At 65.7% G+C, this 25,191-nt stretch carries 23 protein-coding genes and 1 pseudogene; 15 read left to right on the forward strand and 9 right to left on the reverse strand.

Going from position 1 to position 25,191, the window contains the following annotated elements:
* The first annotated feature begins 89 nt into the window (after window positions 1–89).
* From C6A77_RS14415 to C6A77_RS14460, 9 genes are all read left to right on the forward strand, one after another.
* A complete protein-coding gene (locus C6A77_RS14415) occupies window positions 90–1,100 on the forward strand; it encodes an ABC transporter substrate-binding protein (RefSeq protein ID WP_114170068.1) in 1,011 nt (336 codons plus the stop codon).
* Entirely contained in the window at window positions 1,100–2,116 is a 1,017-nt protein-coding gene (locus C6A77_RS14420; protein ID WP_114170103.1) for an iron ABC transporter permease, read from the forward strand. Before C6A77_RS14415 ends, C6A77_RS14420 begins: the two co-directional genes overlap by 1 nt.
* Window positions 2,113–2,901 carry an ABC transporter ATP-binding protein gene (locus C6A77_RS14425; RefSeq protein ID WP_114170069.1) on the forward strand — a complete coding sequence of 263 codons (789 nt, stop codon included), beginning with the start codon at window positions 2,113–2,115 and terminating at the stop codon, window positions 2,899–2,901. The genes C6A77_RS14420 and C6A77_RS14425 overlap by 4 nt, the downstream gene beginning before the upstream one ends.
* A gap of 16 nt (window positions 2,902–2,917) precedes the next feature.
* The gene (locus C6A77_RS14430) at window positions 2,918–4,258 is read left to right on the forward strand and encodes an OprD family porin (protein ID WP_114170070.1); all 1,341 of its coding nucleotides are present in this window, start codon (window positions 2,918–2,920) and stop codon (window positions 4,256–4,258) included.
* Between the two features lie 106 nt (window positions 4,259–4,364).
* Window positions 4,365–4,841, forward strand: coding sequence for a hypothetical protein (locus C6A77_RS14435; protein ID WP_114170071.1), 477 nt, complete (start codon window positions 4,365–4,367; stop codon window positions 4,839–4,841).
* A gap of 77 nt (window positions 4,842–4,918) precedes the next feature.
* Window positions 4,919–6,490, forward strand: a complete 1,572-nt coding sequence (locus C6A77_RS14440; RefSeq protein WP_114170072.1) for a sensor domain-containing diguanylate cyclase — start codon at window positions 4,919–4,921, stop codon at window positions 6,488–6,490.
* 85 nt (window positions 6,491–6,575) lie between these two features.
* Window positions 6,576–7,352, forward strand: coding sequence for a ParA family protein (locus C6A77_RS14445; RefSeq protein WP_114170073.1), 777 nt, complete (start codon window positions 6,576–6,578; stop codon window positions 7,350–7,352).
* A 138-nt stretch (window positions 7,353–7,490) separates the two neighbouring features.
* A complete protein-coding gene (locus tag C6A77_RS14450) occupies window positions 7,491–8,249 on the forward strand; it encodes a hypothetical protein (RefSeq protein ID WP_114170074.1) in 759 nt (252 codons plus the stop codon).
* Window positions 8,250–8,595: 346 nt separating this feature from the next.
* Window positions 8,596–9,933: an MFS transporter gene (locus C6A77_RS14460; RefSeq protein WP_114170076.1), complete on the forward strand. Its 1,338-nt coding sequence runs from the start codon at window positions 8,596–8,598 to the stop codon at window positions 9,931–9,933.
* 580 nt (window positions 9,934–10,513) lie between these two features.
* Here C6A77_RS14460 and C6A77_RS14465 read toward each other — a convergent pair.
* The 3 genes and pseudogenes from C6A77_RS14465 to C6A77_RS14475 form a co-directional block, all read right to left on the reverse strand.
* Window positions 10,514–13,660 (reverse strand): CusA/CzcA family heavy metal efflux RND transporter, encoded by a 3,147-nt coding sequence (locus tag C6A77_RS14465; RefSeq protein WP_114170077.1) that lies wholly within the window; start codon window positions 13,658–13,660, stop codon window positions 10,514–10,516.
* A gap of 16 nt (window positions 13,661–13,676) precedes the next feature.
* A pseudogene (locus tag C6A77_RS14470) lies at window positions 13,677–14,889 on the reverse strand (efflux RND transporter periplasmic adaptor subunit).
* Entirely contained in the window at window positions 14,882–16,141 is a 1,260-nt protein-coding gene (locus C6A77_RS14475) for a TolC family protein (RefSeq protein WP_114170078.1), read from the reverse strand. The pseudogene C6A77_RS14470 and the gene C6A77_RS14475 overlap by 8 nt, the downstream one beginning before the upstream one ends.
* Before the next feature lie 252 nt (window positions 16,142–16,393).
* Between C6A77_RS14475 and aroQ the strand changes: the two genes are divergently transcribed.
* Both aroQ and C6A77_RS14485 read left to right on the forward strand, forming a co-directional pair.
* A complete protein-coding gene (gene aroQ / locus C6A77_RS14480; RefSeq protein ID WP_114170079.1) occupies window positions 16,394–16,843 on the forward strand; it encodes a type II 3-dehydroquinate dehydratase in 450 nt (149 codons plus the stop codon).
* Entirely contained in the window at window positions 16,840–17,688 is an 849-nt protein-coding gene (locus tag C6A77_RS14485; RefSeq protein WP_114170080.1) for a shikimate dehydrogenase, read from the forward strand. The genes aroQ and C6A77_RS14485 overlap by 4 nt, the downstream gene beginning before the upstream one ends.
* A gap of 55 nt (window positions 17,689–17,743) precedes the next feature.
* On the opposite strand, the gene C6A77_RS14490 is transcribed toward C6A77_RS14485, so the two are convergent.
* Together C6A77_RS14490 and C6A77_RS14495 are read right to left on the reverse strand one after the other, a co-directional pair.
* Entirely contained in the window at window positions 17,744–18,280 is a 537-nt protein-coding gene (locus C6A77_RS14490; protein WP_241507425.1) for a thioredoxin family protein, read from the reverse strand.
* Complete coding sequence (locus C6A77_RS14495; protein WP_114170081.1) at window positions 18,270–18,545, reverse strand: DUF2790 domain-containing protein; 276 nt, start codon at window positions 18,543–18,545, stop codon at window positions 18,270–18,272. The genes C6A77_RS14490 and C6A77_RS14495 overlap by 11 nt, the downstream gene beginning before the upstream one ends.
* A 217-nt stretch (window positions 18,546–18,762) precedes the next feature.
* Between C6A77_RS14495 and C6A77_RS14500 the strand changes: the two genes are divergently transcribed.
* From C6A77_RS14500 to C6A77_RS14520, 4 genes are all read left to right on the forward strand, one after another.
* Complete coding sequence (locus tag C6A77_RS14500) at window positions 18,763–19,503, forward strand: response regulator (protein WP_114170082.1); 741 nt, start codon at window positions 18,763–18,765, stop codon at window positions 19,501–19,503.
* A complete protein-coding gene (locus C6A77_RS14505) occupies window positions 19,500–20,786 on the forward strand; it encodes a HAMP domain-containing sensor histidine kinase (RefSeq protein WP_114170083.1) in 1,287 nt (428 codons plus the stop codon). Before C6A77_RS14500 ends, C6A77_RS14505 begins: the two co-directional genes overlap by 4 nt.
* Before the next feature lie 243 nt (window positions 20,787–21,029).
* The gene (locus C6A77_RS14515; protein WP_114170084.1) at window positions 21,030–21,647 is read left to right on the forward strand and encodes a ferric reductase-like transmembrane domain-containing protein; all 618 of its coding nucleotides are present in this window, start codon (window positions 21,030–21,032) and stop codon (window positions 21,645–21,647) included.
* Window positions 21,648–21,662: 15 nt separating this feature from the next.
* Window positions 21,663–22,151 (forward strand): DoxX family protein, encoded by a 489-nt coding sequence (locus C6A77_RS14520; RefSeq protein ID WP_114170085.1) that lies wholly within the window; start codon window positions 21,663–21,665, stop codon window positions 22,149–22,151.
* A gap of 36 nt (window positions 22,152–22,187) precedes the next feature.
* Here the strand turns inward: C6A77_RS14520 and C6A77_RS14525 are convergent, their stop codons facing one another.
* The 4 genes from C6A77_RS14525 to C6A77_RS14540 all read right to left on the reverse strand — a co-directional run bounded on the left by C6A77_RS14525 (window position 22,188) and on the right by C6A77_RS14540 (window position 25,012).
* Window positions 22,188–22,886 (reverse strand): putative DNA-binding domain-containing protein, encoded by a 699-nt coding sequence (locus C6A77_RS14525; RefSeq protein ID WP_114170086.1) that lies wholly within the window; start codon window positions 22,884–22,886, stop codon window positions 22,188–22,190.
* The gene (locus C6A77_RS14530; protein ID WP_114170087.1) at window positions 22,879–23,712 is read right to left on the reverse strand and encodes a DUF692 domain-containing protein; all 834 of its coding nucleotides are present in this window, start codon (window positions 23,710–23,712) and stop codon (window positions 22,879–22,881) included. Before C6A77_RS14530 ends, C6A77_RS14525 begins: the two co-directional genes overlap by 8 nt.
* A 73-nt stretch (window positions 23,713–23,785) precedes the next feature.
* On the reverse strand, window positions 23,786–24,292 hold the full coding sequence (locus tag C6A77_RS14535) for an EF-hand domain-containing protein (RefSeq protein ID WP_114170088.1): 507 nt from the start codon (window positions 24,290–24,292) through the stop codon (window positions 23,786–23,788).
* A gap of 162 nt (window positions 24,293–24,454) precedes the next feature.
* Window positions 24,455–25,012: a DUF4174 domain-containing protein gene (locus C6A77_RS14540; RefSeq protein ID WP_114170089.1), complete on the reverse strand. Its 558-nt coding sequence runs from the start codon at window positions 25,010–25,012 to the stop codon at window positions 24,455–24,457.
* Between the last annotated feature and the right edge of the window lie 179 nt (window positions 25,013–25,191).

The following is a 25,191-nucleotide window of genomic DNA, read 5'->3' on the forward strand; positions in this document are numbered from 1 at the left end:
CTATCAGTGTCGCTCCTGTCGTCTGCAGGGGCTCGGCGATGCCTGTCCATGCGTTCATTCCGTGAACTGTCCGATAGGAGATCGTCAGCATGCTGCCCCGTTTCGCCATCCTGCTCGCCAGCCTCGGCCTCACCGGCCTGGCTCAGGCTGCTGCCACCCACTACCCGCTGACGGTGGACAACTGTGGCGCGCCACAAACCTTCAGCCAGGCGCCGCAGCGCGCGGTCACCATTGGCCAGGCCGGCACCGAAATACTCTACGCACTGGGTTTGGGCGAGCGCCTGGCGGCGACCTCGCTGTGGTTCAACAACGTACTGCCCGAGTACCAGGCGCAGAACGCCAAGGTGCCACGCCTGGCCGACAACGAGCCCAGCTTCGAGGCAGTGGTGGGCAAGCGCCCGCAACTGGTGACGGTGCAGTTCGAATGGATGGTCGGCGCCCAGGGCGCAGTCGCCACCCGCGAGCAGTTCGATGAACTGGGCATCGCCACCTACCTGCTGCCGTCGGACTGCGAAGGCAAGGACAACCTGGTGGGCGCCGACGGCACCCGGTTGCAGGCGTTCCAGGTCGAGAGCATCTACAAGAGCATCAGCCAGCTGGCGGAAATCTTCGATGTGCAAGCGCGTGGCACGGCATTGAACGCCGAACTCAAAGGCCGCCTGGACAGCGCCAGGGCGCAACTGGCCGGCAAGGACCTGTCGGCCACCTCGGCCCTGTTCTGGTTCTCCAGCGCCGACCTGCGCACCGACCCGTACGTCGCAGGCCGCCAAGGGGTCGCCGATTTCATGCTGCGCACCCTTGGTGTGCGCAACGTGGTGGCGTCCAGCGAAGAGTGGCCGGCGGTAGGCTGGGAAACCCTGGCCAAGGCCAACCCCACCTGGTTGATCATCGCCCGCATGGACCGCCGCCGCTACCCGGCCGACGACTACCAGAAGAAGCTGGCATTCCTGCGCAGCGACCCGGTAACGCGCAACATGGATGCCGTGAAAAACGACCGCATCATCATCCTCGACGCCGACGCCATGCAGGCCGGCATTCGCCTGTTCAGCGGCCTGCAGACTTTGTCCGCCGCCTTCGCCAGCGGTAAAGCGGGCCAATGATGGTACGCCTTGTTCCTGGCATCGCGGTTGCCCTCGCCGCCCTGCTGACGGCCGTGCTGGCCGGTACCGTGATCGGCGAAAGCCCCCTGTCGCCCAGCGTGGTCGGCCAGGTGCTGGCCAACCACCTGTGGCAAGCCGGCTACCCGCTCGACCCGATCGACGCCGGCATCGTCTGGAACTACCGCCTGCCGCGCACCTTGGTCGCTGCGGCTTGCGGCGCCGGCCTGGCCACCTGCGGGGTGATCCTCCAGGCGCTGTTGCGCAACCCGTTGGCCGAACCTTACCTGCTGGGCTTGTCTGCCGGCGCCTCGACCGGCGCGGTACTGGTTGGCCTGCTGGGCTTCGGCAGCCTGGCCCTGAGCATGTCCGGCGGCGCCTTTCTCGGTGCGGCGGCGGCGTTCGCCCTGGTGCTGGTGCTGGCCCGCGCGGCAGGCCCGGGCAGCAACAACGCCCAGGTGATCCTCGCCGGTATCGCCGGCTCGCAGCTGTTCAATGCCCTCACCGCCTTCCTCATCACCAAGTCGGCCAGCGCCGAGCAGGCGCGCGGCATCCTGTTCTGGCTGCTGGGCAACCTCAGCGGCGTGCGCTGGCCGGCGGTGTGGCTGGCGGTGCCGGTGGCGCTGTTCGGGCTGGTGGTGTGCCTGTGGCACCGCCGTGCGCTGGACGCCTTCACCTTCGGCGCCGACTCGGCGGCGTCGCTGGGCATTGCCGTGCGGCGCACCCAGCTGCTGCTGATCAGCTGTGCGGCGCTGGTGACCGCCGTGATGGTGTCCATCGTCGGTGCCATCGGTTTTGTCGGCCTGGTGATCCCGCATGCCCTGCGCCTGCTGCTCGGCCCCGGGCACAGCCGCCTGCTGCCGGCCAGCGCGCTGGGCGGGGCACTGTTCCTGATTGCCGCCGACATCCTCTCGCGCACTGTGATCCCTGGCCAGGTGATCCCGGTGGGCGTGGTCACCGCACTGCTCGGCGCACCAGTTTTCGCGCTGATTCTGGTCAGCCGCCGGGGGCGCTCATGACGGTCATGACGGCGCTACCGCTGGCCCCGTTGAGTTGCCAGGGTGTGAGCCTGCAACTGGCCGGCAACAGCGTGCTCAGCGATATCGAGCTGAGCGTTGTCGTCGGGGAAACCCTGGCTATCGTCGGCCCCAACGGCTCCGGCAAATCCTCCTTGCTGAAGGTCCTGGCGGGGCTGCGCAAGCCAGCCAGCGGCAGCGTGCAGCTGCTGGGCGAAGCCCTGGCAGGGTTGCCGCGCCGGCGGGTCGCCCAGGCCCTGGCACTGGTCGAGCAACAGGCCGACACCCTCGAGGCAATCAGCGTGTTCGACGCCGTTGCCCTGGGCCGCACGCCGTGGCTGTCGGCGCTGGCGCCGTTCGCCCAGGCGGACCGGGCGATCGTCGAACAGGCCTTGGCCGACCTCGACGCCCTGCACCTGCGCACACGCCTGTGGGGCGCGCTGTCCGGTGGCGAGCGCCAGCGCGTGCACATCGCCCGCGCCCTGGCGCAGCGGCCGCAGGTGTTGCTGCTGGACGAGCCGACCAACCACCTCGATATCCAGCACCAGCTGAGCTTGCTGCAACAGGTGCAAGCCCTGCCGGTGACCACCCTGGTGGCCTTGCACGACCTTAACCAGGCGCTGACCTGCGACCGCGTCGCGGTGCTCGACAAGGGCCGCCTGGTCGCCCTCGGCAAACCGCTCGAAGTGCTGACGCCCGAGCGCCTGCTGAGCACCTTCGGCGTCCACGCCCACTACCTCACCGACCCCTTCGACGGCGCGCGCATCCTGCGTTTTCGCGCCCCCTGAACAGGAAGTTCTGCCCATGTCACGCCCTGTTGCCCTGCTGCTCGCCAATGCGCTGCTTGCCCCGCTCGCGCTGGCCGACTCGGCACAATCGCAAGGCAACGGCCTGGTCGAGGACAGCCGCTGGAGCCTGCTCAACCGCAGCGTGTTCGACCAGCGCGACTACCGGCATGGCGGGCGCAACGGCGCCGCACGCAACGCCTACAAGCCGCGCAGTGAACGTAACGGCAAAGCCGAAGAATGGGCCTACGGCGTGATGGGCAGCTGGCAGTCCGGGTTCACCCAGGGGCAGCTCGGCGTGGGGGTCGACGCCCACGCCTACCTGGGCGTGCAGCTGGACAGCGGTGGCGGGCGCGCGGGCAAGGCGCGTCTGCTTGCGGTGGATAACCAGGGGCACCCGAAAACCACCTACAGCCGTGCCGGTGCGGCACTTAAATTGCGCATGGCCAACACCGTGCTGTCCTACGGTGAGCAACGGGTCAAGACCCCGGTGTTCAGCTCCTCCGACAGCCGCCTGCTGCCCGAGACCGCCACCGGTCTGTTCCTGACCAGCAACGAATTCGACACCCTCAAGCTGGTCGCCGGGCACTTCAACGAGAGCACCGACCGCAATGCTTCCAGCCACGCCCAGGGCTTTGTGGTGAACTACTCCAACGCCCGTCAGGGCGACAGCTTCGACCTGGCCGGTTTGGTGTGGAACCCCGGCGCCGCGTTCAGCGGCAGCCTGTACAGCTCACGCTATCAGGACAGCTGGAACCAGCACTACCTGGGCAGCACCCTCAGCCATGCCCTGGACGCGCGGCGCAGCCTCAGCCTCGATCTCAACCTGTATCGCACCACCGATACCGGCAAGGCGCTGTCCGGGCACATCGACAACACCACCTGGAGCCTGATCGCGCGTTACAACCGGGGGCCGCACGGCTTCAGCCTGGGCTGGCAGCAGGTGGACGGCAACACGCCGTTCGACTACGTCACGCGCGGGGCGATCTATATTGCCAACGCGGTGCAGATGTCCGACTTCAACGCGCCGAACGAAAAGTCGTGGCAGGCGCGCTATGACCTGAACATGGGCGCCTACGGCGTGCCAGGGTTGAACCTGAGCGCCTTGTATGTGCGCGGGTTCGATATCGACGGCAGCCATGTCGACCCAGCCGGCGGCTACGCGTACCTGGGGTATGGCAAGGGCGGCAAGCATTGGGAGCGCGACCTCGAAGCACGCTATGTGGTGCAGGGCGGCAAGGCCAAGGGCACCGCGTTTTCGCTGCGGCACAACGCGCATCGGGGCAACACCGCGCAGGCGGAGCTGGATGGCGACCAGATTCGCCTGGCGGTGGAATGGCCGTTGGGCGGTGGCTTCTGAGGTATCGCCATTTTCCGCCTCCTCACCACCGGCACACCAGCGGGGTCGTCGCAGCCGGGCTGCCCCCGGTATAATCGTCAGCATTCTCTGCCCACCAGGCTACGCCATGCCCCGCCTTCACACACTGCTGTTACCCCTGCTGCTGGCTGCCCTCGCCGCCTGCGACCAGAAGCCCACCCGTGAACAACAGATCCTCGCGCAGTTGCCGCTGCAGGATGCCTACACGCACAATATCGAGCGCATGGCCGCACTCCTCGGCCGTACCCACCCGCAGCTGACGCAGGCGACCATCCAGAGCGTGCTGCGCAAGCACCTGACCGTCGAGGACCAGCGCCAGGACCTGTTCCGCCTCTACAGCGAAAAGAACTTCAGCGATGCCGAGTTCGCCAGCATCGTCGAAGCCACCCAGGACCCGGCCAAGGCCCGCGCCCTGGAAGACACCGACGCCGGCAAGCGGCTGAGCGAAAAACTCACCGCACTGATGCGCGCGAGCGCCCGCGACGCCAAGGTGCAGGCCTTGGCCGAACAGCGCATGCAGCAGGTGCAAGACGAGCTGGACGAGCTGGACAAGGCCGGCTCGTGAACGCGATTCCCCAGGGCGCCCATACCGCGTAAGGTGGTGCCCATTTCGTAGCTGTTTTTCCATCACCGAGGTCAGGATTGCCAAACGCCAAGCACGGATTGCGCGTGGATCTGCGCACACTCATTCTGGTGCTCTGCGCCCTTACCGCCCTGGTCATGCTGTGCGCCAGCTATTTCGCCAGCTACCGGGTGCAGCGCCAGCTGTTGATCGACCACGCCCTGGAAGCCAACCGGGTGTATGCGACGAAACTGGCCGCCATCACCGAGACGTTCATCGGCAACGCGCTGCAGCAGCTGTCGTTCAGCGCCGAGGTACAGGCCCGTCAGCTGAATGACGCCGCCGCCCTGCAAGCGGAGACCGCGCGCGTGCTGAGCCAGAGCATGGCGTTCAACTCCACCTTCGTGCTCGATGCCGACGGCGTGCTGCTGGCGATTTCCCCCGCCCGCTTGCAGCATCTGGTCGGCAGCCGCGTGCACACGCCCGGTGTGCAGGAGGCACTGCAGGCGCGCCGCCCGCTGGTGTCGACGCCCTACGTGTCGGTGGCCAACAACCTGGTGGTGGCATTGTCACAGCCCATTTTCGACGGCGACGGCCGCTACCTCGGGTATGTCGGCGGCAGCCTGTACCTGCGTGAGCGCAACATCCTCAACAGCCTGCTCGGTGAGCACTTCTACAAGGACGGTTCCTACCTGTACGTGGTCGATCGCAATCGCCGCCTGTTGTACCACCCCGACAGTCAGCGGGTAGGCACGGTGGTCGAAGGCAACCCATTGATCGATCAGTTGGCGTCCCTGTCCAGCGGCACCCGGCAACTGTCCAACAGCCTTGGCGTGCAGATGCTCGCCGGGTTCGCCACCGTACCCAGCGCCGGCTGGGGCGTGGTGGCACAGCAGCCGCTGGCGCAGACGGTGATGCCACTGAGCCACCTGGTGCTCAACGTGGTCGGCACCTCGGCGCCGTTGGCGCTGGTCGGCAGCCTGCTGCTGTGGTGGCTGGCGATGACCATTGCCCGGCCGTTGTGGCAGTTGGCCGCTGGCGCCCGTTCGATGGACCGTGCCGGCACTGCCGAGCGCCTGCATCGGGTGCGCGCCTGGTACTTCGAAGCGGCCGAACTCAAGCGTGCGCTGCTGTTCGGCTTCAACCTGCTGCAGGAACGCATCGGCCGGCTCAACCGCGACGCCCAGACCGACCCGCTGACCGGCCTGGGCAACCGTCGCGGTCTGGAATTCAGCCTGTCACTGCTGGAAGCCGAAGGCCGGGCATTTGCCGCCGTCGTGCTGGATGTCGACCACTTCAAGCGGATCAATGACAGCCACGGGCATGAAGTGGGTGACCAGGTGCTGCGCCGCCTGGCGGAGCTGATGCGCAGTTGCTGCCGCGACGGCGACCTGCTGTGCCGCACCGGCGGCGAGGAATTCCTCATGCTGTTGCCGGGGGCCGGCCTGGAGGCGGCAGCGGTGGTGGCCGAGCGACTGCGGGTGACGGTGCAGGATACGCCGCTGGCACCGGTGGGCGCGGTGACGGTGTCGTTGGGGGTGGCGCGCTGGGATGGCGCGGCGGGCAGCGAGCCGGGGGAGATATTAAGTGCGGCAGACCGCGCGCTTTATCGGGCCAAGCAAGAGGGGCGTAACCGGGTGGTGATTGCCTGACTGCCATCCATTGTCATAAATCTGTCGTGTTTCAGTCATAGGATTGACCTCAACCTGACATTTTCACTTCATGGATGAGCGTCTCATGCGTCGTGTGGTTTTCAATCAGAAAGGTGGCGTCGGTAAATCCAGCATTGCCTGCAACCTTGCCGCCGCCAGTGCCGCCGAAGGCTACCGGACTTTGCTGGTCGACCTCGACCCGCAGGCCAACGCTACCTATTACCTGACCGGCCTGGTCAATGACGCCATTCCTGCCGGGATCGCCGACTTCTTCCGCCAGACCCTGTCGCCGGTGATCGCCGCCGGCAAGAAGCCTCGGGTGGCGATCACCGAAACCCGCTACCGCAACCTGCATCTGGTTACCGCCAGCCCCGACCTCAGTGACCTGCAAGGCAAGCTGCAGAGCAAGTTCAAGATCAACAAGCTGCGCAAACTGCTGGTAGAGCTGGGCGAAGACTACGAGCGGATCTACATCGACACACCGCCGGCGCTCGACTTCTATACCTTCAGCGCGCTGGTGGCGGCCGAGCGGCTGTTAATCCCGTTCGACTGCGACAGTTTCTCGCGCCAGGCCCTGCACAACGTCATGGCAGGAGTCGAAGCGCTGCGCCAGGACCATAACCCGGCGTTGCAGGTGGAAGGGGTGGTGGTCAACCAGTTCGCCGGGCGCACCGCGTTGCACCAGACTCTGGTCGAGCAACTGCGCAGCGAAGGCCTGCCGGTGCTGCCGGTGTACCTGAGCAGCTCGATCAAGATGCGCGAGTCGCACCAGGCCTCGGTGCCGCTGGTGCACATGGCGCCACGCCACAAACTGGCGCTGGAGTTCGCCGATTTGCTGGATGTGCTCGAGCGCGCAGCCTGACCCAAGCGGGGCGTTGGGCAGCCAGACAGGACATGTCCTACACGCAGGCTGCACTAATTCCGAAAGCGTCCTGAGTGACAATGCGCATTGTCACTCACGCCGGCATGAAGCGGCGCAGATCCATTCAAGGAAGCTCCTGTGTTCAGAACGCTGATCCCCGCCCTTATCGCCGTCACGCTCATCACCCTGGCAGGTTGTCAGAACCGGCCGATCTCCGACACGGAAAAGCACGCGCGCCGGGCGTTCGTCAGCGACATGCAGCAAGCGCTGAAGCTGGGCATCGCCACCGCTGACACGGGCAAGCAGGTCGGCGTGGTCATGCTGAATGTCACGCTCGACCCATCCGCCGCACCGATCAGCTGTAAAGCCAGCAGGGCACCCGCAAGGTACGAAACACAATTGCCTGCCGAACTGCTTCGCTCGGACTTCAAGTCGCTGGCGCAGCTGGTCGAGGCGCAATGCTGGAAGACCATCTATCCCGTGGTTCCCAAACCATTGCGCGAGGACGATGGCACCGCAGAAATACGTGCGCCGCTGTTCGTGATGCTGCCAGCGTCCACTCAAGCGCCTGGTACTGCACGGCGCCAGAGCAACGCGCAGCGTGAGTTCTTCTGGCAGCACCTGTTCGGTGACCTACCGGTAGCCAGCATCGGCAGGGCCTCGGTGTATTACGAGGCAGATGCCCAGGGCAAGGTGCAAGGCTGCCTGGTCCAGATCTACCCCCACCCGCTACGCCCGGACGATTTCCGCCTCGATGGCCGGTTGCAGGCCGAGCTCAACAGCCGCTGCATGGCGCTGGACCTGTTCAGCCTGCCGGGCTTCAAGGCCGACGATGCTGGCTTGGCCAAGGGCTACAGCGAGCTGGAATACGCCCCATGGAAAGTTGCCAGACGCTGATCGAGTCGCCCAAGGACTGCACAAGGTTTGCAGCCGATGCGGCGCAAGCCTGTGGGAGCGGCCGTGGCCGCGAACACCGGCGCAGCCGGTGCCATGCACTGAGTTGCCTGCTTCGCGGGCGCGCCCGCTCCCACGGGATTTGTGTTACCTGTGGCCTTGTGCAGGCTTGCCGGCGATAGGGCCACCATGCCCAGCCGGTCACGCCCGGTTGAAACAGGTATCCAGAGGTCGCCCTCGACAAAGCGCTCTGCCGCACCCGGCTTTCTACTGGCAAGCACAACAATGATGGCGCGGCCCGAGCGCGTCACTTTCATCATGCCTGCCAATGGAACCGGAGAGCACTCGCATGTCCGCACCTCACGAGGTATCCCCCGCCACCCTGCGCCGGGTAATCGCCGCCTCGGCCATCGGCAATTTCGTCGAATGGTTCGACTTTGCCGTCTACGGCTTTCTCGCAACCCTGATCGCCAGCCAGTTCTTCGCCAGCGAAGACGCCAGCGTGGCCTTGCTCAAGACCTTCGCCGTGTTCGCCGTGGCCTTCGCCCTGCGCCCGCTGGGCGGCATCGTGTTCGGCGCGCTGGGCGACCGCCTGGGGCGCAAGCGCATCCTGTCGCTGACCATCCTGTTGATGGCCGGCTCCACCACCCTGATCGGATTGCTGCCGACCTACGCCAGCATCGGCCTTGCAGCCCCCGTACTGCTGACCCTGGCGCGTTGCCTGCAGGGCTTTTCCGCCGGTGGCGAATATGCCGGCGCGTGTGCCTATCTGATGGAGCATGCGCCTGACGACAGGCGCGCCTTCTATGGCAGCTTCGTGCCGGTTTCGACTTTTTCCGCCTTCGCCTGCGCGGCGGTGATCGCCTATGGCCTGGAAGCCAGCCTGTCAGCCGAAGCGATGAATGCCTGGGGCTGGCGCGTTCCGTTCCTGATCGCCGCGCCACTGGGGTTGGTCGGCCTGTACCTGCGCTGGCGCATGGAGGAAACCCCGGCGTTCCGCGAAGCCATCGCCCAGGGCAAGGCGCACGAACATTCGCCACTCAAGGAAACCCTGCGCCACCATGGCCGGGCGATCCGCAACCTCGGGGCGTTCATTTCGCTGACCGCGCTGTCGTTCTACATGTTCACTACCTACTTCGCCACGTACCTGCAACTGGTCGGTCATCTGACCCGCGCGCAATCGTTGCTGGTGACCACCGTGGCCCTGCTGTTCGCGGCGCTCGGCTGCCCGTTGGCCGGTGCATTCTCGGACCGCGTCGGGCGGCGCAAGACCATCGGCTTTACTTGCCTGTGGGTGATGCTCTGCGTGTTTCCGGCGTACTGGCTGGCCAGCTCCGGTTCGCTGCCCGGCGCGCTGCTGGGGGTGATCCTGCTGGCAGTCGGGGCATTGTGCAGTGGCGTGGTCACGGCGGCGCTGCTCTCGGAAAGCTTCCCCACCCGCACCCGCTACACCGCTTCGGCAATCACCTACAACGTGGCCTATACACTGTTCGGCGGCACTGCACCGCTGGTGGCGACCTGGCTGATCGGGCAGACCGGCAGCAGCCTGGCACCGGCGTTCTACCTGGTGGTGATTGCGCTGGTGGCGTTGGTGGGTGGGTTGGCGCTGCCGGAGACTTCGCGGATTTCGCTGCATGACGAGGCTGCGGGCGACGACGCAAGGGCCGGGGTTCGTCGTACTGTTTGAGAATTTGGGGCTGCGATGCAGCCCATCGCCGGCAAGCCAGCTCCCACAGGTACCGCGCAGGCTTCGATGCAGTCCTGTACCTGTGGGAGCAGCCTGGCACCGGCGTTCTACCTGGTGGTGATTGCGCTGGTGGCGTTCGTCGTACTGTTTGAGAATTTGGGGCTGCGGTGCAGCCCATCGCCGCAAGCCAGCTCCCACAGGTACCGCGCAGGCTTCGATGCAGTCCTGTACCTGTGGGAGCAGCCTGGCACCGGCGTTCTACCTGGTGGTGATTGCGCTGGTGGCGTTCGTCGTACTGTTTGAGGATTTGGGGCGGCGGTGCAGCCCATCGCCGCAAGCCAGCTCCCACAGGTACCGCGCAGGCTTCGATGCAGTCCTGTACCTGTGGGAGCAGCCTGTCACTGGCGTTCTACCTGGTGGTGATTGCGCTGGTGGTTCGTCGTACTGTTTGAGGATTTGGGGCTGCGGTGCAGCCCATCGCCGCAAGCCAGCTCCCACAGGTACCGCGCAGGCTTCGATGCAGTCCTGTACCTGTGGGAGCTGGCTTGCCGGCGATGGGCCGCAAAGCGGCCCCGGGTTCTCAGGCCTCCGACTCCTCTTCGCGCCGATACGCCCATTGATACAACGCCGGCAACACCAGCAAGGTCAGCGCGGTGGAAGACAGGATCCCGCCAATCACCACCGTCGCCAGCGGCCGCTGCACCTCGGCGCCGGTGCCGGTCGCCAGGGCCATCGGAATGAACCCCAGCGACGCGACCAGCGCCGTCATCAGCACCGGCCGCAAGCGGGTCAACGCGCCCTCCTCGACCGCTGCGCGCAACGTGCGCCCCTGCTCACGCAGGCCACGGATGAAGGCAATCATCACCAGCCCGTTGAGCACCGCCACGCCTGACAAGGCAATAAATCCCACCCCGGCAGAAATCGACAACGGAATATCCCGCAACCACAGCGCCAGCACCCCGCCGGTAAGGGCAAACGGAATGCCGGTAAACACCAGCAAGCCATCCCTGAGGTTGTTGAACATCATCAGCAGCAACGCCATGACCAGCAGCAACGCCACCGGCACCACCACCTGCAGGCGCTCTGCCGCCGACTGCAGTTGCTCGAACTGGCCACCCCAGCGGGTCCAGTAACCTGGCGGTATCTGCACCTGGCCAAGCAAGGTCTGCTCGGCCTCTTGCACAAACGAGCCAAGGTCACGCCCACGAACGTTGGCACTGACCACCACCACACGCTTGCCATCCTCGCGGCTGACCTGGTTCGGCCCCAGTTGCAGGTTCAGCGTGGCCACCTGCGACAGCGCAATGAAACCGATCTGCCCAGCCCCGGCCGCCGCGCTGGCCGGCACCGGGATCAGCAAGCTGGCCAGGCCGTCGACATCGGTGCGCAAGGTTTCCGACAGGCGCACCACCATATCGAAGCGGCGGTCGCCTTCATACAACGTGCCGGCCTTGCGCCCACCCACGGCGATGGCGATGGCATCCTGCACATCGCCGACGTTCAGGCCATGGCGGGCAGCCTTGTCGCGGTCGATATCGATGGTCAGCACCGGCAGGCCGGTGGTCTGCTCGACTTTCACTTCCGAGGCCCCCGGTACGCCCTGCAAGGTGCTGGCGACCTGCGCGGCGGTGCGGTTGAGCACCTCCATGTCATCGCCGAACAGTTTCACCGCGACATCGCTGCGCACGCCAGAGATCAGCTCGTTGAAGCGCAGCTGGATCGGCTGCGACAGCTCGTGGTTGCTGCCCGGCACGCTGGCCGCCGCCCGCTGGACTTCGGCGATCAGCGCATCGCGCGGCTTGCCGGGGTCGGCCCACTGCTCACGCGGGCGCAGCATCACATAGGCGTCGGAAATGTTCGGCGGCATCGGGTCGGAGGCGATCTCGGCAGTGCCGGTGCGGGCGAACACCCGCTGCACTTCCGGCACCTGGGCGATGATCGCCCGCTCCAGGCGCTGCTGCATGTCCACCGACTGCGACAGGCTGATGCCCGGCACGCGCAAGGCCTGCAGGGCAAAATCGCCCTCGCTGAGGCTGGGGATGAACTCGCTGCCCATGCGGCTGGCCATCAACCCGGACAGCACTACCAGGCTGGCAGCGGCAGCGAACGCCAGCTTGCGCCGGCCCAGCACCCAGGCCAGTACCGGCGCATAACGCTGGCGCGCCGTGCGCATCAGCAAGCCTTCCTCTTCCTTGACCTTGCCGGTGACGAACAACGCAAGGGCCGCCGGCACGAAGGTGACCGAGAGGATCATGGCGCCGAGCAGGGCCATGACCACGGTGAAGGCCATGGGGTGGAACATCTTGCCCTCCACCCCGGTCAGGGCAAAGATCGGCAGGTACACCACCATGATGATCAGCTGGCCGAAAATCAGCGGCCGGCGCGCCTCGCGCGCGGCGGCGAACACTTCGTGGAAGCGCTCGGCGCGGCTCAGCATGCGGCCATGCCGCTGCTGGGCGTGAGCCAGACGGCGGATGGCGTTTTCCACGATCACCACGGCGCCGTCGACGATGATGCCGAAATCCAGCGCGCCCAGGCTCATCAGGTTGGCGCTGACCTTGTTGCTGAACATGCCGGTGAAGGTGAACAGCATCGACAACGGGATGACCATGGCGGTGATCAGCGCAGCGCGAATGTTGCCGAGGAACAGAAACAGCACGGCGATCACCAGGATGGCGCCTTCGACCAGGTTCTTCTTCACCGTGGCGATGGCCTTTTCCACCAGGTTGGTGCGGTCGTACACCGTCACCGCGACCACGCCCTTGGGCAGGTTGCGGTTGATCTCGACCAGCTTGGCGGCGACCGCCTGGGACACCGTGCGGCTGTTCTCGCCAATCAGCATGAATACGGTGCCCAGCACCACTTCCCGACCGTTTTCGGTGGCCGCGCCGGAGCGCAGCTCTTCGCCCAGGCCAACCTGGGCAACATGGCTGACGCGGATCGGCGTACCGTCAGCGCTGGAAATGACGATGTTGGCGATGTCCTCGGCCGACGCCACCTGGCCCGGCGCACGGATCAGCAGCTGCTCGCCGTTGCGTTCGATGTAGCCGGCGCCGACGTTGCCGTTGTTGCGCTCCAGCGCCGCGACCAGGTCGTTGAGGGTGAGCTTGTAGGCCGCCAGGCGCTTGGGCTCTGGGGCAATCAGGTACTGCTTGGCATGGCCGCCGATGCTGTTGACTTCGGCCACGCCTGGCACATTGCGCAGCTGCGGTTTGATGATCCAGTCCTGGATCACCCGCAGGTCGATCGGGGTATAGGCCGTGCCGTCTTCCTTCAGCGCGCCCGGCTCGGCTTCCACCGTCCACAAGAAGATTTCCCCCAAGCCTGTAGAGATCGGCCCCATGCCCGCCTCGATGCCTTCGGGCAACTGCTCGCGGGCCACTTGCAGGCGCTCGTTGACCAGTTGCCGGGCGAAGAACAGGTCGGTGCCATCGTCGAAAATGACCGTGACCTGCGACAGCCCCGAGCGCGACAGCGAGCGGGTCTGCTTGAGGCCAGGCAAGCCGGCCATGGCGGTCTCGATGGCGAAGGTGATGCGCTGCTCGGTCTCCAGCGGCGAATAACCGGGCGCGGCGGTGTTGATCTGCACCTGGACGTTGGTGATGTCCGGTACAGCATCGATCGGCAGTTTCTGGTAGCTGTGAATACCCACCGCGGCCATCAGGACCACGGCCAGCATCACCACCAGGCGCTGCTCGATGGCGAATTGAATCAGGCGTTCGAACATGCAGGCGTTCCCGTGATCAATGGCTGTGCTCGGCCGAGCCCTTGCCCAGCTCGGACTTGAGGACAAAGCTGCCGGCGGCGGCTACCTGGGTACCGGCGGCCAGGCCCGTGGTGATTTCCACCAGCCCGGCGTCGCGGCGGCCGGTGCTGACCGGGCGAGCCTGGAAACCTTCCTCGGTACGGGCAAACACCACGGTCTGCGCCTCCCAGCTTTGCAGCGCGCTTTCCGGCACTGCCACGGCGGCCGTGAAGCGCTCGACGCTGACCGCGACATTGACGAACAACCCGGGGCGCCAGGCGCCGTTGGGGTTGGCCAGGGTGGCGCGCACCGTCGCCGCGCGGTTCTGCTCGCCGAGCAGGCTGCCGACGTAGTTGATCTTGCCCTCGACCTGGGCGCCGAGGTCTGGCGCGCTGACCGTGACACTGCGGCCGCTCACCACCTTGTCCAGGTCCCGCGGGGCGACGGCGAAGGTGGCCCAGACCCGACTCAGGTCAGACAGGGTGAACGCGTTGCTGGTCGTCCACCACTTCGCCCACGGTCAGGTGCTTTTCCACCACCACTGCATCGAATGGCGCGCGCAGTTCATAACGATTGCCGGCACCTGCCGGGCCCACGGCAGCGACCTTCTGACGGGCGTTGGCCAAGGCGATTTCGGCTTCCTGAAGCGCCTGGCGCGCCTGCAGGTAGTCCTGCTCGGCGCTGATGCGTTCCTGCCACAACTGCTGCTCGCGCTGGAAGGTCAGGCGCGCCAGTTCCAGGCGGCGCTGGGCGGCCTGCTGTTCGCTGCGCAGGTCGGAAATCTGCTGGCTGGCAATCACCGCCAGCACCTGGCCGCGCTTGACCGCCTGGCCCAGCTCGGCCTGCACCTGCTCGACCACGCCGGGGACGCGCGGGACGACATGGGCGGTGCGGTCTTCGTCGAAGCGGATTTCCCCCGGGAAGCTGATGGCGGTGCCCAGTTCACGTGGGCCGGCGTCGACCAGTTGCACACCGGCAGCTTCGAGCTGGGCGCTCGACAGGTGCAGCTGGCCCTGTTCTTGGCCATGGCCTTCTTCGCCGTGGCCTTCGCCGGCCTGTTGCTCGCCGTGGCCATGGCTGTCCTCACTGTGGTCGTCGTGGCGTGCGTCTGCGCTCGACGCCTTGCCGAGGCTGCCGGTCCAGGCCAGGCCACCAAGGCCGAGCGCGGCAACCGCAGCGACCAGAAGGGCTATCTTGCGTGGGTTAGTCATGCTTGCTCCTGCTGTTCGAATGTGTGCTCAGGCCATCGAGGTCGCCATAGATCCGCTCCACCTGCGCTCGCGCGTCGCTCGCCGAGGCCAGTGCCTCGAGGTACAACCCGCGCGCCTCGATCAGCGTGCGCTGGGCGTCGAGCACATCGAGAAAGGCGAACTTGCCCATTTCGAATCCGCGGGTGGCGGTGTCCACGGCCTGCTGTGCAGCAGGCAGAATGGTGCCGTCATAGGCCTGCACCTCCTGCATGGCCGTGGCCCACTGGCTGACGGCGCTGCGGGTTTCGCTACGCATGCGCAGCTCGACGGCGTTGCGCAGGTCGCGCGCCTGGTCGGCTCGGCGCGCGGCCGCCAGCACGTTGCCCTGGTTGCGGTCGAACAGCGGCAATGGCATCGACAGGCCGACCACGTTGACCCGCTCGCGGTCTTCGCGGCTGTACTGGCTACCGAGGCTGACAGTGAGGTTGGGAATGCGCAGGGCCTTTTCCGAGCCAAGGTGCGCCTCGCCGCGCTCGACCTGGGCTGCGGCCAGGCGCCATTCGACCGTCTGCTCGAGCTGGTCGAGCAAGGCGTCGGCGCTGGGCGCGGTACCGGGTGCCAGGCTGGCCGCCGGCAACGGGTCAAAATCTGCCTGCGCGCTGCCAGTCAGCCGGGCCAGGGCCTGGTAGGCCACGCTGCGCTGGGTTTGCGCGCGGCGCACCTCAGCCTCGGCCTGGGCCAGCTGCACCCGGGCACGGGTGGCCTCGACGGGCGATGACTGGCCAGCGGTCACCCGCCCCTGCACCACCCGCAGCCCACGTTCGGTCAACGCCTGCGATTGCTGCGCCAGCTCCAGCGCAGCCTGCGCGCGCAAGGCCGCGTGGAAGGCCTGCACCACATCGGCGCGCAGCACATTGCGCTGGCGCTCCAGGTCCAGCTGGGCGATGGTCTGGCCGGCGCCGGCCACGGCGATGCGGGCGCCGCGCTTGCCGCCCAGTTCCAGCGCCTGGCTGAGGGTGACGGTGGTGGTGCTGGTGTCACGGCGGGTGTCCTCGACCTCCCAGGACAGCTCCGGGTTGGGGAGCAGCCCGGCCTGGCGCCGCTCGCCGTCGGCAATGCCGGTTTCCCGGCCAGCGGCAGCCAGCTCCAGGTTGTGGGCAAAGGCGGCGGCAAGCGCCTGAGGCAGGCTCAGGCTCTGGCTGGCCTGGACTGTACTGGCGCTGGCGCTGGCCAGCAGCAGGCAGAGCAAGACGGTGTTGCGGGGGATGGGCACGAAACAGGTCCTCGTCGGCAAAGCGTTGCCGGGGGACTGTAAGAAGGCCTGCTTATCGGCGCGGTGGCGGGAAAATTACAATTCTGTAATCAGGCTACGGGCCATCTCTTCTGGGCGGCGACAAGGCCAGTAAAGTCTAGTTCAAGTTCGATAATCGCCCACTTTCCCGGTACGACGATCCCGTTCAATTGACGAAACTAACCAGTCAGTACAAAACTAGTCGCATCCAACAACAACAAAGCGACACTCGTCATGAAGCCCCTCATTCTCGTGCTCAACGGCCCCAACCTGAACATGCTGGGCGCTCGCGAGCCTGCCCAGTACGGCTGCGAAACCCTGGCCGACATTGGCCAAGGCTGCGCCGATACCGCCCAGGCCCTGGGCCTGGAAATCGAATTCCGCCAAACCAACCATGAAGGCGAACTGATCGACTGGATCCATGCCGGCCGTGGTCGCTGCGCCGGCATCGTGATCAACCCCGGTGCCTGGACCCACACCTCGGTAGCCATCCGCGACGCCTTGGTGGCCAGCGAACTGCCGGTGATCGAAGTGCACCTGTCCAACGTGCACAAGCGCGAGCCGTTCCGCCACCTGTCATTCGTATCGTCCATCGCCGTGGGGGTTATCTGCGGCCTGGGCAGCCATGGCTACCGCATGGCCCTCAAGCACTTTGCCGACATCTTGCAGGAGCGCAGCGCATGAGCCAGCAAGCCATACTCGCCGGCCTGGTCGGCCGAGGCATCCAGCTGTCGCGCACCCCCGCCCTGCACGAGCACGAAGGGGATGCCCAGGCGTTGCGCTACCTGTACCGGCTGATCGATGCCGACCAGCTGCAACTGGACGACAGCGCGCTGCCCCAGCTGCTCGACGCCGCGCAGCGCACCGGCTTCACCGGGCTCAACATCACCTACCCGTTCAAGCAGGCGATCCTGCCGCTGCTGGACGAATTGTCGGACGAGGCCCGCGGTATCGGCGCGGTGAATACCGTGGTGCTCAAGGATGGCAAGCGGGTCGGCCATAACACCGACTGCCTGGGCTTCGCCGAAGGCCTGCGCCGCGGCCTGCCGGACGTAGCACGGCGCCAGGTAGTGCAGATGGGCGCTGGCGGTGCCGGCTCGGCCGTCGCCCATGCCCTGCTGGCAGAAGGGGTGCAACAGCTGGTGCTGTTCGAAGTGGATGCGGCCAGGGCGCAGGCCCTGGTGGACAACCTGAATGGTTATTTCGGTGCTGGCCGCGCGGTGGTCGGCAGCGACCTGGCCACGGCATTGGCCGAGGCGGACGGGCTGGTCAATACCACGCCAGTGGGCATGGCCAAGCTGCCGGGTACGCCGCTGCCGGTAGCGCTGCTGCATGCACGCCTGTGGGTGGCCGAAATCATCTACTTCCCGCTGGAAACCGAACTGCTGCGCGCCGCCCGGGCATTGGGTTGCCGTACGCTGGACGGCAGCCACATGGCTGTGTTCCAGGCGGTGAAGGCGTTCGAGCTGTTCAGCGGGCGCCAGGCGGATGCGGCGCGGATGCAGGCACATTTTGCCAGCCTCGACTGACAGATCGGTGCCGGTTTCTTCGCGGGTTGGCCCGCGAAGAGCCCGACACAGGCATTCACCCTTTCTCAGCCAGCAAAGCCTGTAGCACCTGCTCCTGCCCGCCATAATCGCCCTCGCCAAAGTGCACATGGCGCACCTGCCCCTTACGGTCGACAAAATAGTGCGCCGGCCAGAACTGGTTGCCCCAGGCATTCCACACCTTGTAATCGTTATCCACCGCCACCGGGTAAGTGATCCCCAAGCTGACCACCTTGTCGCGCAGGGTGCCGAGGTCATGCTCGTATTCGTACTCCGGGGTGTGCACGCCGACCACCACCAGCCCCTGGTCGGCATAGCGCCGCGCCCAGTCGTTGACATGCGGCAGGCTGCGCTGGCAATTGATGCAGTCCCAGGTCCAGAAGTCCACCAGCACCACCTTGCCCTGGAGCCCGGGGGCATCCAGTGGCGCCGAGTTCAGCCACTGGCTGGCGCCGGACAGCGACGGCATGGCGCCGTAGCTGTCGCGGGCCAGCAGATGCCCAGCCAGGCCAAGGTCGGTCAGGGCCAGGGCAATGCCCCCCGCCTTCAACAACAAGCGGCGATCAATTTTCATGGCAGCCGCCGGTGGCGTAGGTGCGGTACTGCACGCTCTGCTGCTGGCCACTGGAGTCGAGGTAGTCCATACGGGTGTTCACCAGGCCGCAGGCGTTGCTCTGGTCATCCTCTATCGTCAGCACTTTTTTCACATCCAGTCGGTCGCCGTAGCGGTACTGCATGACCCCGCTATCGTCCATCGGCAGCGTCGCGGCCTGGGCAGCAATGGCACCAAAGCTGAGCACGGTGAGCAGGCTGGCGCTGGCAAACGTTTTGAAGTTCATGGCATTTCTCCTGTCTGACGCTTGGCTATGGGAAGTCATGCTTCCCGGTCGAGAGCCATTTCACGCCTGCCAGGTATCCCGCATGTGTCGCCCGAAACGGTGATGTGCTTCCTGCTGTATCTGTGTCCAGCGCAGATACACTGCAATACAAACCCCCGCAGGCAAGCGCGACTGCGCTCGGTACACTGCGCCCATCCTTCTTGCACAGGAAAGCAACATGGAACATGTCGATCACATCCTGATCGTCGACGACGACCGCGAGATCCGCGAACTGGTCGGCAACTATCTGAAGAAGAATGGCCTGCGCACCAGCATCGTCGCGGACGGGCGGCAAATGCGCGCCTTTCTCGAGGCCAACAGCGTCGACCTGATCGTCCTCGACATCATGATGCCCGGCGACGACGGCCTGCTGCTGTGCCGTGAGTTGCGCGCCGGCAAGCACCGCAACACCCCGGTGCTGATGCTGACCGCCCGCAACGACGAAACCGACCGCATCATCGGCCTGGAGATGGGCGCCGACGATTACCTGACCAAGCCGTTCTCGGCCCGCGAACTGCTGGCGCGCATCAACGCCGTGCTGCGCCGCACGCGCATGCTGCCGCCCAACCTGACCATCAGCGAAAGCAGCCGCCTGCTCGGTTTCGGCCAATGGCGCCTGGACACCACCGCACGCCACCTGCTCGACAGCGAAGGCACCCTGGTGGCCCTGAGCGGCGCCGAATACCGCCTGCTGCGGGTGTTCCTCGATCACCCGCAGCGGGTGCTCAGCCGTGAGCAACTGCTCAACCTTACCCAGGGCCGCGAGGCCGACATCTTCGACCGTTCCATCGACCTGCTGGTCAGCCGCCTGCGCCAGCGCCTGGGCGATGATGCCCGGGAACCCGCCTGCATCAAGACCGTACGCAGCGAGGGCTATGTGTTCTCGCTGCCGGTGCAACTGCTCGAGTCACCCTCATGAAATGGCCACGCACCCTCGCCTCGCGCCTGGCGCTGATCTTCTTCACCGGCCTGGTGCTGGCGTACGGCCTGTCGTTCGGCCTGCAGGCCTACGAGCGCTACATCAGCAGCCGCTCGATGATGCTCAGCAACCTGGAACAGGATGTGGCCACTTCGGTGGCGATCCTCGACCGCCTGCCTGCCGTCGAACGTGCCGCCTGGTTGCCGCGCCTGGAGCGGCGCACCTACCGCTACAGCCTGAACCAGGGCCTGAGCGGTGAAGCGATGCCCAGCAGCGATCCACCCATGGCCGCCGAGTCGATCGTCAAGGCCATCGGCAGTGACTATCGCCTGACCTTTCAGGAAATTCCCGGCCCGAACGCGCACTTCCAGGCCCACCTGAAGCTGGCCGACGGCGCGCCGCTGACCATCGACGTGACCCCGGCAGCGGTGCCGGTGGCCCGCTGGCTGCCGGTGGTGCTGCTGATCCAGCTGGCCGTGCTGTTGCTGTGCACCTGGCTGGCCGTACGCCTGGCCATCCGCCCGCTCACCCGCCTGTCCCAGGCGGTGGACAACCTCGACCCGGACAAACCCGGTGTGCAACTGGATGAAAGCGGCCCGCGCGAGGTGCGCTACGCCGCCGTGGCCTTCAACGCGCTGCAGGCGCGCATCGCCGCCCACCTGAAGGAACGCATGCAGTTGCTGGCGGCCATCTCCCATGACCTGCAAACGCCGATCACGCGCATGAAGCTGCGGGTCGAAGTGATGGACGACGGGACGGAGAAGGACAAGCTGTGGAGCGACCTGGGCGAGATGGAACACCTGGTGCGCGAAGGCGTGGCCTATGCGCGCAGCATGGACAGCAGCACCGAGGCCCCCTGCCGGGTCAACCTCGATGCCTTCCTCGACAGCCTGGTGTTCGACTACCAGGACAGTGGTGCCCAGGTCGCGCGCCATGGCAACAGCGCCAGCCTGCTGGAAACCCGCCCGCACGCCCTGCGCCGGGTGCTGGTGAACCTGGTGGACAACGCCCTCAAGTTTGCCGGGGCCGCCGAACTGGAAGTCGGACGCGAAGGTGACTTGACCGTTATTCGCGTGCTCGACAACGGCCCCGGGATCCCCGCTGGCGAACTGGATGAAGTGCTCAAACCGTTCTATCGCGTGGAAGGTTCACGCAACCGCAGCACCGGTGGTACCGGGCTGGGGCTGGCGATTGCCCACCAACTGATCCAGGCCATGGGCGGCAGGTTGACCCTGAGCAACCGCGCAAGTGGCGGATTGTGCGCGCAGATCGAACTGAAATGACCAGCGTTGGTGGGAGCGGGCAAGCCCGCGAAGCAGGCGACGCGGTGGATGGCACCGGCTGCGCCGGTGTTCGCGGGCACGCCCGCTCCCACAGCGATCGCGCCAGCTTTTAGAAATTGACCAAGACAGTTGCTCCAAAGCAGTCCGTACACTTCGATACATAATCCCACCACCGCCGACACACTGCAGATACCCCACCCCCACACACTCCCGGTCACACCCTCATACCCGGGAGCCATGCTGATGAAACCCCTCACCCTGCCCTCCGGCTGGAAGCTGTTCGCCACCCTCGCCGGCCTCACCCTGGCGATGACCGCAGTGGTCCTGGCCAGCCAACCCGACCCGGACGGCCTGCGCAGCGCCATACGCGCTACCGCGCGCAGCTCCTTCGCGCTATTCCTGCTGGCGTTTCTGGCCTCGTCGCTGGTGACCTTGCTACCCGGCAGCAGCAGCCGCCGGGTGCTTCAGGAGCGGCGTTACCTGGGCCTGGCATTTGCCTTTTCCCACACCGTGCATGGTCTGCTGATCTACCGCTATGCCCAGCAATTCCCCGAGCTGTTCTGGGCCGGGCGCACGGTCACCTCGAGCCTGCCCGGTACGCTCGGCTACCTGTTCCTGCTGCTGCTCACCGTCACCTCATTCAAGGTGCCCATGCGCCTGCTGGGTGGCCGTGCTTGGCAGGCCTTGCACAGCACCGGCATGTGGGTCTTGGCTGCGGTGTTCTGCCTGTCGTTCTACAAACGCATCCCCATGGGTGGCTGGTACTCGCTGGCGTTCGCCCTGATGTTCAGCGCCATCACCGTCAAGCTCACCGCCAAGCTGGCCCGCCAGCAGCGCCGCAACGCCCGCGCCCTTTCCTGAAGAGAGAAAACCAGCATGACCACCTTGACCCGCACCCTGACCACCTTCGACCGTTTCGGCAGCTGGAGCGCCGACCTGCCGTTGCGGCTGTTTCTAGCCTGGGAGTTCTTCGAATCCGGCTGGGAGAAATTCAATGGCAGCAACTGGTTCGTCGACTTGCAATCCAGCTTTCCGTTTCCCTTCAACCAGCTGCCAGCGAACGTGAACTGGCAACTGTCGATGTGGGCAGAGCTGATCCTGCCGTTGCTGCTGTTGCTGGGCCTGGGCACGCGGCTGGCCTCGCTTGGCCTGATGGTGGTGACCGTGGTGGCGATTGCTGCGGTGCATTGGCCTGCGCACTGGTCGAGCCTGGCCGAACTGGCCCAGGGCTATGCCATTACCGACCAGGGCTTCGGCAACTACAAACTGCCGCTGATCTACCTGGTGGCGCTGCTGCCGCTGCTGCTGAAAGGGGCTGGGCGCTTGAGCCTGGATCATTGGCTCAAGGCGCGGTTCTACAAGTGATATCCCGGGGGCGCAACGCGCCCCCAGTACCAAGCTTCAACAGGTACCGATGAGCACCCCTTGCTCGCGCAACCCCTCCAGCATCACCGCCCCCTGTTGCACATCCCCACCCAACGCCTCCAGCCGCGCCCGGCCACTGCCCTGCTCCAGGGCCAACAACCGATAGGCCAGCGGCGTCAGGCGCGCGAAGCGCACCTTCAAACCCGCATCGCGATAAACCAGCAACAAGGTCGGCTCCTCCGGCGCAACCGTCGGCTGGTAATCTGCACCGATGTGCTCAACCGGCCAGCGGTAGGCCAGCACCCGCGCCACACACGACAGCAGCGGCTGGCCTTCCAGCAGATCGCCCGCCGGATCATGGGCCGGGTCTTCGGCATCGCTCAAGTACAGCTGCGCCTCGATCCATTCGTAATGCGCGAGCTCCAGCTGCCACGGTGCATCCAGCTCGACCCCTTGCAGGTAATCGACGAACGCTTGGGCAATCTCGGTAAACAGCGGTGTCTGGCTGCGATAGTTGGCATAGAAATCACGCACACGGGCGTGCCAGCGTTGTTCGCCCAGTGCCTGGCGCATCACCGGGAAGCTGCCGGCCAGCAAGCCTTCGATGGCGCCATAGAACAACTCGCGGTAAACCTTCAGCCGCCGTGCCTCTACGCCGGGTGGCGGAGCATGGCGCTGCGGGTCGCGCAGGTAGCGCGCCAGGCTGTACTGCTGCAAGCGTAAGGTCTCATTCATCTGTCTGCCCCCCCGATGCGCACTGCACAGTGCGGATTCGCGCCGTTTCAGCCAGCAGTTCAGCCAGCGGCGGGTAGTTGAAATCCCGCTCGAGTACGGTCGGTTGGCTACCGAAGCGCCCGCAGGCAACGGCATACAGGGTCCACACATCTTCCTTCACTGCGGCCCCATGGGTATCCACCTTGAGGTCCTCTGCCTCATCGTAATGGCCAGCCACGTGCATCCCGGTCACCCGCCCCTGGGGCAGGCCCGCCAGGAATTCCCAGGCGTCGTAGCCGTGGTTGCAGGCGTTGACGAAGACATTGTTGACGTCCAGCAGCAAATCGCAGTCGGCCTCGTCGAGTACCGCACGGATGAAGTCCAGTTCGCTCATCGCCTGATACGGCGCGGCGTAATAGCTGATGTTCTCCACGGCAATGCGCCGCTCCAGCAGGTCCTGGGCCTGGCGGATACGCGCGGCCACATGGCGCACGGCTTCGTCGGTGAACGGAATGGGCATCAGGTCGTAGAGGTGCCCGTCATCGCTGCAGTAGCTTAGGTGCTCACTGTAAAAGCGCACCTGATGACGCTCGAGAAACTGGCGGGTCTGGCCGAGGAAGTGGCGGTCCAGCGGTGCGCTGCCCCCAAGTGACAACGACAGCCCATGGCAAGTGATAGGAAAACGCTCGGCCAGCTGCGCCAGGCCCTTGCCGTAGGCGCCGCCCACGGCAATCCAGTTTTCCGGTGCGCATTCGAGAAAGTCGACGGCGCCGGCGTCCATGGCCAGCAGCTCCGGCAGCAGGCCGCGGCGCAAGCCAAGCCCGGTGTGTAACGGTGTGGGACGCATGAAGGTATCTCCGCAACAGGCACAACGCCCCGCCTGACCAGCAGGAGGGGCGTTGCGGCATTTCAAGGGAAGATCAGGGTTTGCCGGTCAGGTGGCTGAACAGGCCGTCAGGCATGCTTTTGCCATTGGCCTGATAGATCGCCTTGAGGTGATCCGCAGCTTCCTGTTCGGAGATGAAGCCATCATGGTTATGGTCGATCTTGGTGAAGTCGCCGGCACGGTCCTTGGCCACCGCAACGAACTCATCGCGCGAGACCTTGCCGTCATGGTTGCTGTCGGTCTTGGCGAACGAGGCATCACCGCACTTGCCTTCGCCGCATTTGCCTTCGCCGCATTTGCCTTCTGCGCCAGCCTTGGCGCCGGCACCGCATTTGCCCTCGCCACATTTGCCTTCGCTCTGGCTGGCCTTGGCGCTGCCACCACACTTGCCTTCGCCACACTTGCCCTCACCGGCCACCTTGGCCGAAGCCAGCTGGTAGCCCTGGGCCAACGGTTCGACGGCAAAGGCACTGCTGCTCAGTGCCATGCTGCCGATCAGGGCGGCGCCGAGCAGGCCGAGGGTATTTCGTACTTGGGTCATGGTGTCGCTCCACTGTGGTTGGGATGTGGAGCCATTAGGCCGTTGCGGTATGTCGTGGATGTATCGCGCAGGGTGCGCTTTTGTATGGCAATGGGTCTGCGGCGCGGCGAGATACAGTGGGATACACAACGGCCCCGGGGGTGCCGGGGCCGTTGTGTCAGTTCAGTCTTCCAGCGGCTTGGGGGGAGTCGCCGGCTTGGCAGGCTTGCCCGGTTTGCTGTCCTTGGCCTTGGCTTGCGCGGCGGGTGCTGCTACCACCGGCTCAGGTGCCGTGACTGCTTTCTCGCTGGCGGGCAGGTCATCGACCGCCTTGAGAATCGCCTGCGGGTCCATGGCCTCGCCACTCTCGTCGTCCTTGAGCATGTGGCGTTCGCCGTCCTTGCCCACCAGAATCACCTTGGTACCCTTGCTCGCGCCCAGCTTCAGCTCACGGATCAGCGCCATGGTGGTCTGCTGCTCGAGGTTCTTGTCCTCACGCTTGCCCATCATGTTGGCGACGCTGTACAGCACCAGGTTGCGTTCCTTGAAGGCCGCCTGGGTCGCCGGGTCTTCCAGCGCCTTGTTCAGCCCGCGCAAGGTCGGGTCGGCGCTGCTGGGGGCAATGACCACCAAGGGCCTGGCCTTGCCCAGTTCCTTGGCCAGCGGCGCGTCGCTGTCGGCAGCGAACAGCGGGCCAGCGACAGCAAGCAAGGTAGCGAGGGTCAGTGACCGGACGAGCATGCAAATCTCCTTATTCTCTCGATTAACCAAAGACTACGGATCTGCGCGAAAGATCCGACGGGTGAGGGTAAACCACCCGCAGGCGGAGGGGTCTGGCTAAAGGTAACTGGTCATTACCATAAGTCATGCCCGCCTCTGCACGATGCGGGGCCCGGCCCAGCGCCTCTTGGACTGAGCAT

This window comes from Pseudomonas sp. AFG_SD02_1510_Pfu_092 (genome assembly GCF_003331055.1).
GTDB lineage: Bacteria > Pseudomonadota > Gammaproteobacteria > Pseudomonadales > Pseudomonadaceae > Aquipseudomonas.

What these genes read in the sequence shown, in the direction of transcription:
- C6A77_RS14415 (WP_114170068.1), top strand. Translation starts at nt 90, where the DNA reads ATGCTGCCCCGTTTCGCCATCCTGCTCGCCAGCCTCGGCCTCACCGGC.
- C6A77_RS14420 (WP_114170103.1), top strand. Translation starts at nt 1,100, where the DNA reads ATGGTACGCCTTGTTCCTGGCATCGCGGTTGCCCTCGCCGCCCTGCTG.
- C6A77_RS14425 (WP_114170069.1), top strand. Translation starts at nt 2,113, where the DNA reads ATGACGGTCATGACGGCGCTACCGCTGGCCCCGTTGAGTTGCCAGGGT.
- C6A77_RS14430 (WP_114170070.1), top strand. Translation starts at nt 2,918, where the DNA reads ATGTCACGCCCTGTTGCCCTGCTGCTCGCCAATGCGCTGCTTGCCCCG.
- C6A77_RS14435 (WP_114170071.1), top strand. Translation starts at nt 4,365, where the DNA reads ATGCCCCGCCTTCACACACTGCTGTTACCCCTGCTGCTGGCTGCCCTC.
- C6A77_RS14445 (WP_114170073.1), top strand. Translation starts at nt 6,576, where the DNA reads ATGCGTCGTGTGGTTTTCAATCAGAAAGGTGGCGTCGGTAAATCCAGC.
- C6A77_RS14460 (WP_114170076.1), top strand. Translation starts at nt 8,596, where the DNA reads ATGTCCGCACCTCACGAGGTATCCCCCGCCACCCTGCGCCGGGTAATC.
- C6A77_RS14465 (WP_114170077.1), bottom strand. Translation starts at nt 13,660, where the DNA reads ATGTTCGAACGCCTGATTCAATTCGCCATCGAGCAGCGCCTGGTGGTG.
- aroQ (WP_114170079.1), top strand. Translation starts at nt 16,394, where the DNA reads ATGAAGCCCCTCATTCTCGTGCTCAACGGCCCCAACCTGAACATGCTG.
- C6A77_RS14485 (WP_114170080.1), top strand. Translation starts at nt 16,840, where the DNA reads ATGAGCCAGCAAGCCATACTCGCCGGCCTGGTCGGCCGAGGCATCCAG.
- C6A77_RS14490 (WP_241507425.1), bottom strand. Translation starts at nt 18,280, where the DNA reads ATGAAAATTGATCGCCGCTTGTTGTTGAAGGCGGGGGGCATTGCCCTG.
- C6A77_RS14495 (WP_114170081.1), bottom strand. Translation starts at nt 18,545, where the DNA reads ATGAACTTCAAAACGTTTGCCAGCGCCAGCCTGCTCACCGTGCTCAGC.
- C6A77_RS14500 (WP_114170082.1), top strand. Translation starts at nt 18,763, where the DNA reads ATGGAACATGTCGATCACATCCTGATCGTCGACGACGACCGCGAGATC.
- C6A77_RS14505 (WP_114170083.1), top strand. Translation starts at nt 19,500, where the DNA reads ATGAAATGGCCACGCACCCTCGCCTCGCGCCTGGCGCTGATCTTCTTC.
- C6A77_RS14515 (WP_114170084.1), top strand. Translation starts at nt 21,030, where the DNA reads ATGAAACCCCTCACCCTGCCCTCCGGCTGGAAGCTGTTCGCCACCCTC.
- C6A77_RS14520 (WP_114170085.1), top strand. Translation starts at nt 21,663, where the DNA reads ATGACCACCTTGACCCGCACCCTGACCACCTTCGACCGTTTCGGCAGC.
- C6A77_RS14525 (WP_114170086.1), bottom strand. Translation starts at nt 22,886, where the DNA reads ATGAATGAGACCTTACGCTTGCAGCAGTACAGCCTGGCGCGCTACCTG.
- C6A77_RS14530 (WP_114170087.1), bottom strand. Translation starts at nt 23,712, where the DNA reads ATGCGTCCCACACCGTTACACACCGGGCTTGGCTTGCGCCGCGGCCTG.
- C6A77_RS14535 (WP_114170088.1), bottom strand. Translation starts at nt 24,292, where the DNA reads ATGACCCAAGTACGAAATACCCTCGGCCTGCTCGGCGCCGCCCTGATC.
- C6A77_RS14540 (WP_114170089.1), bottom strand. Translation starts at nt 25,012, where the DNA reads ATGCTCGTCCGGTCACTGACCCTCGCTACCTTGCTTGCTGTCGCTGGC.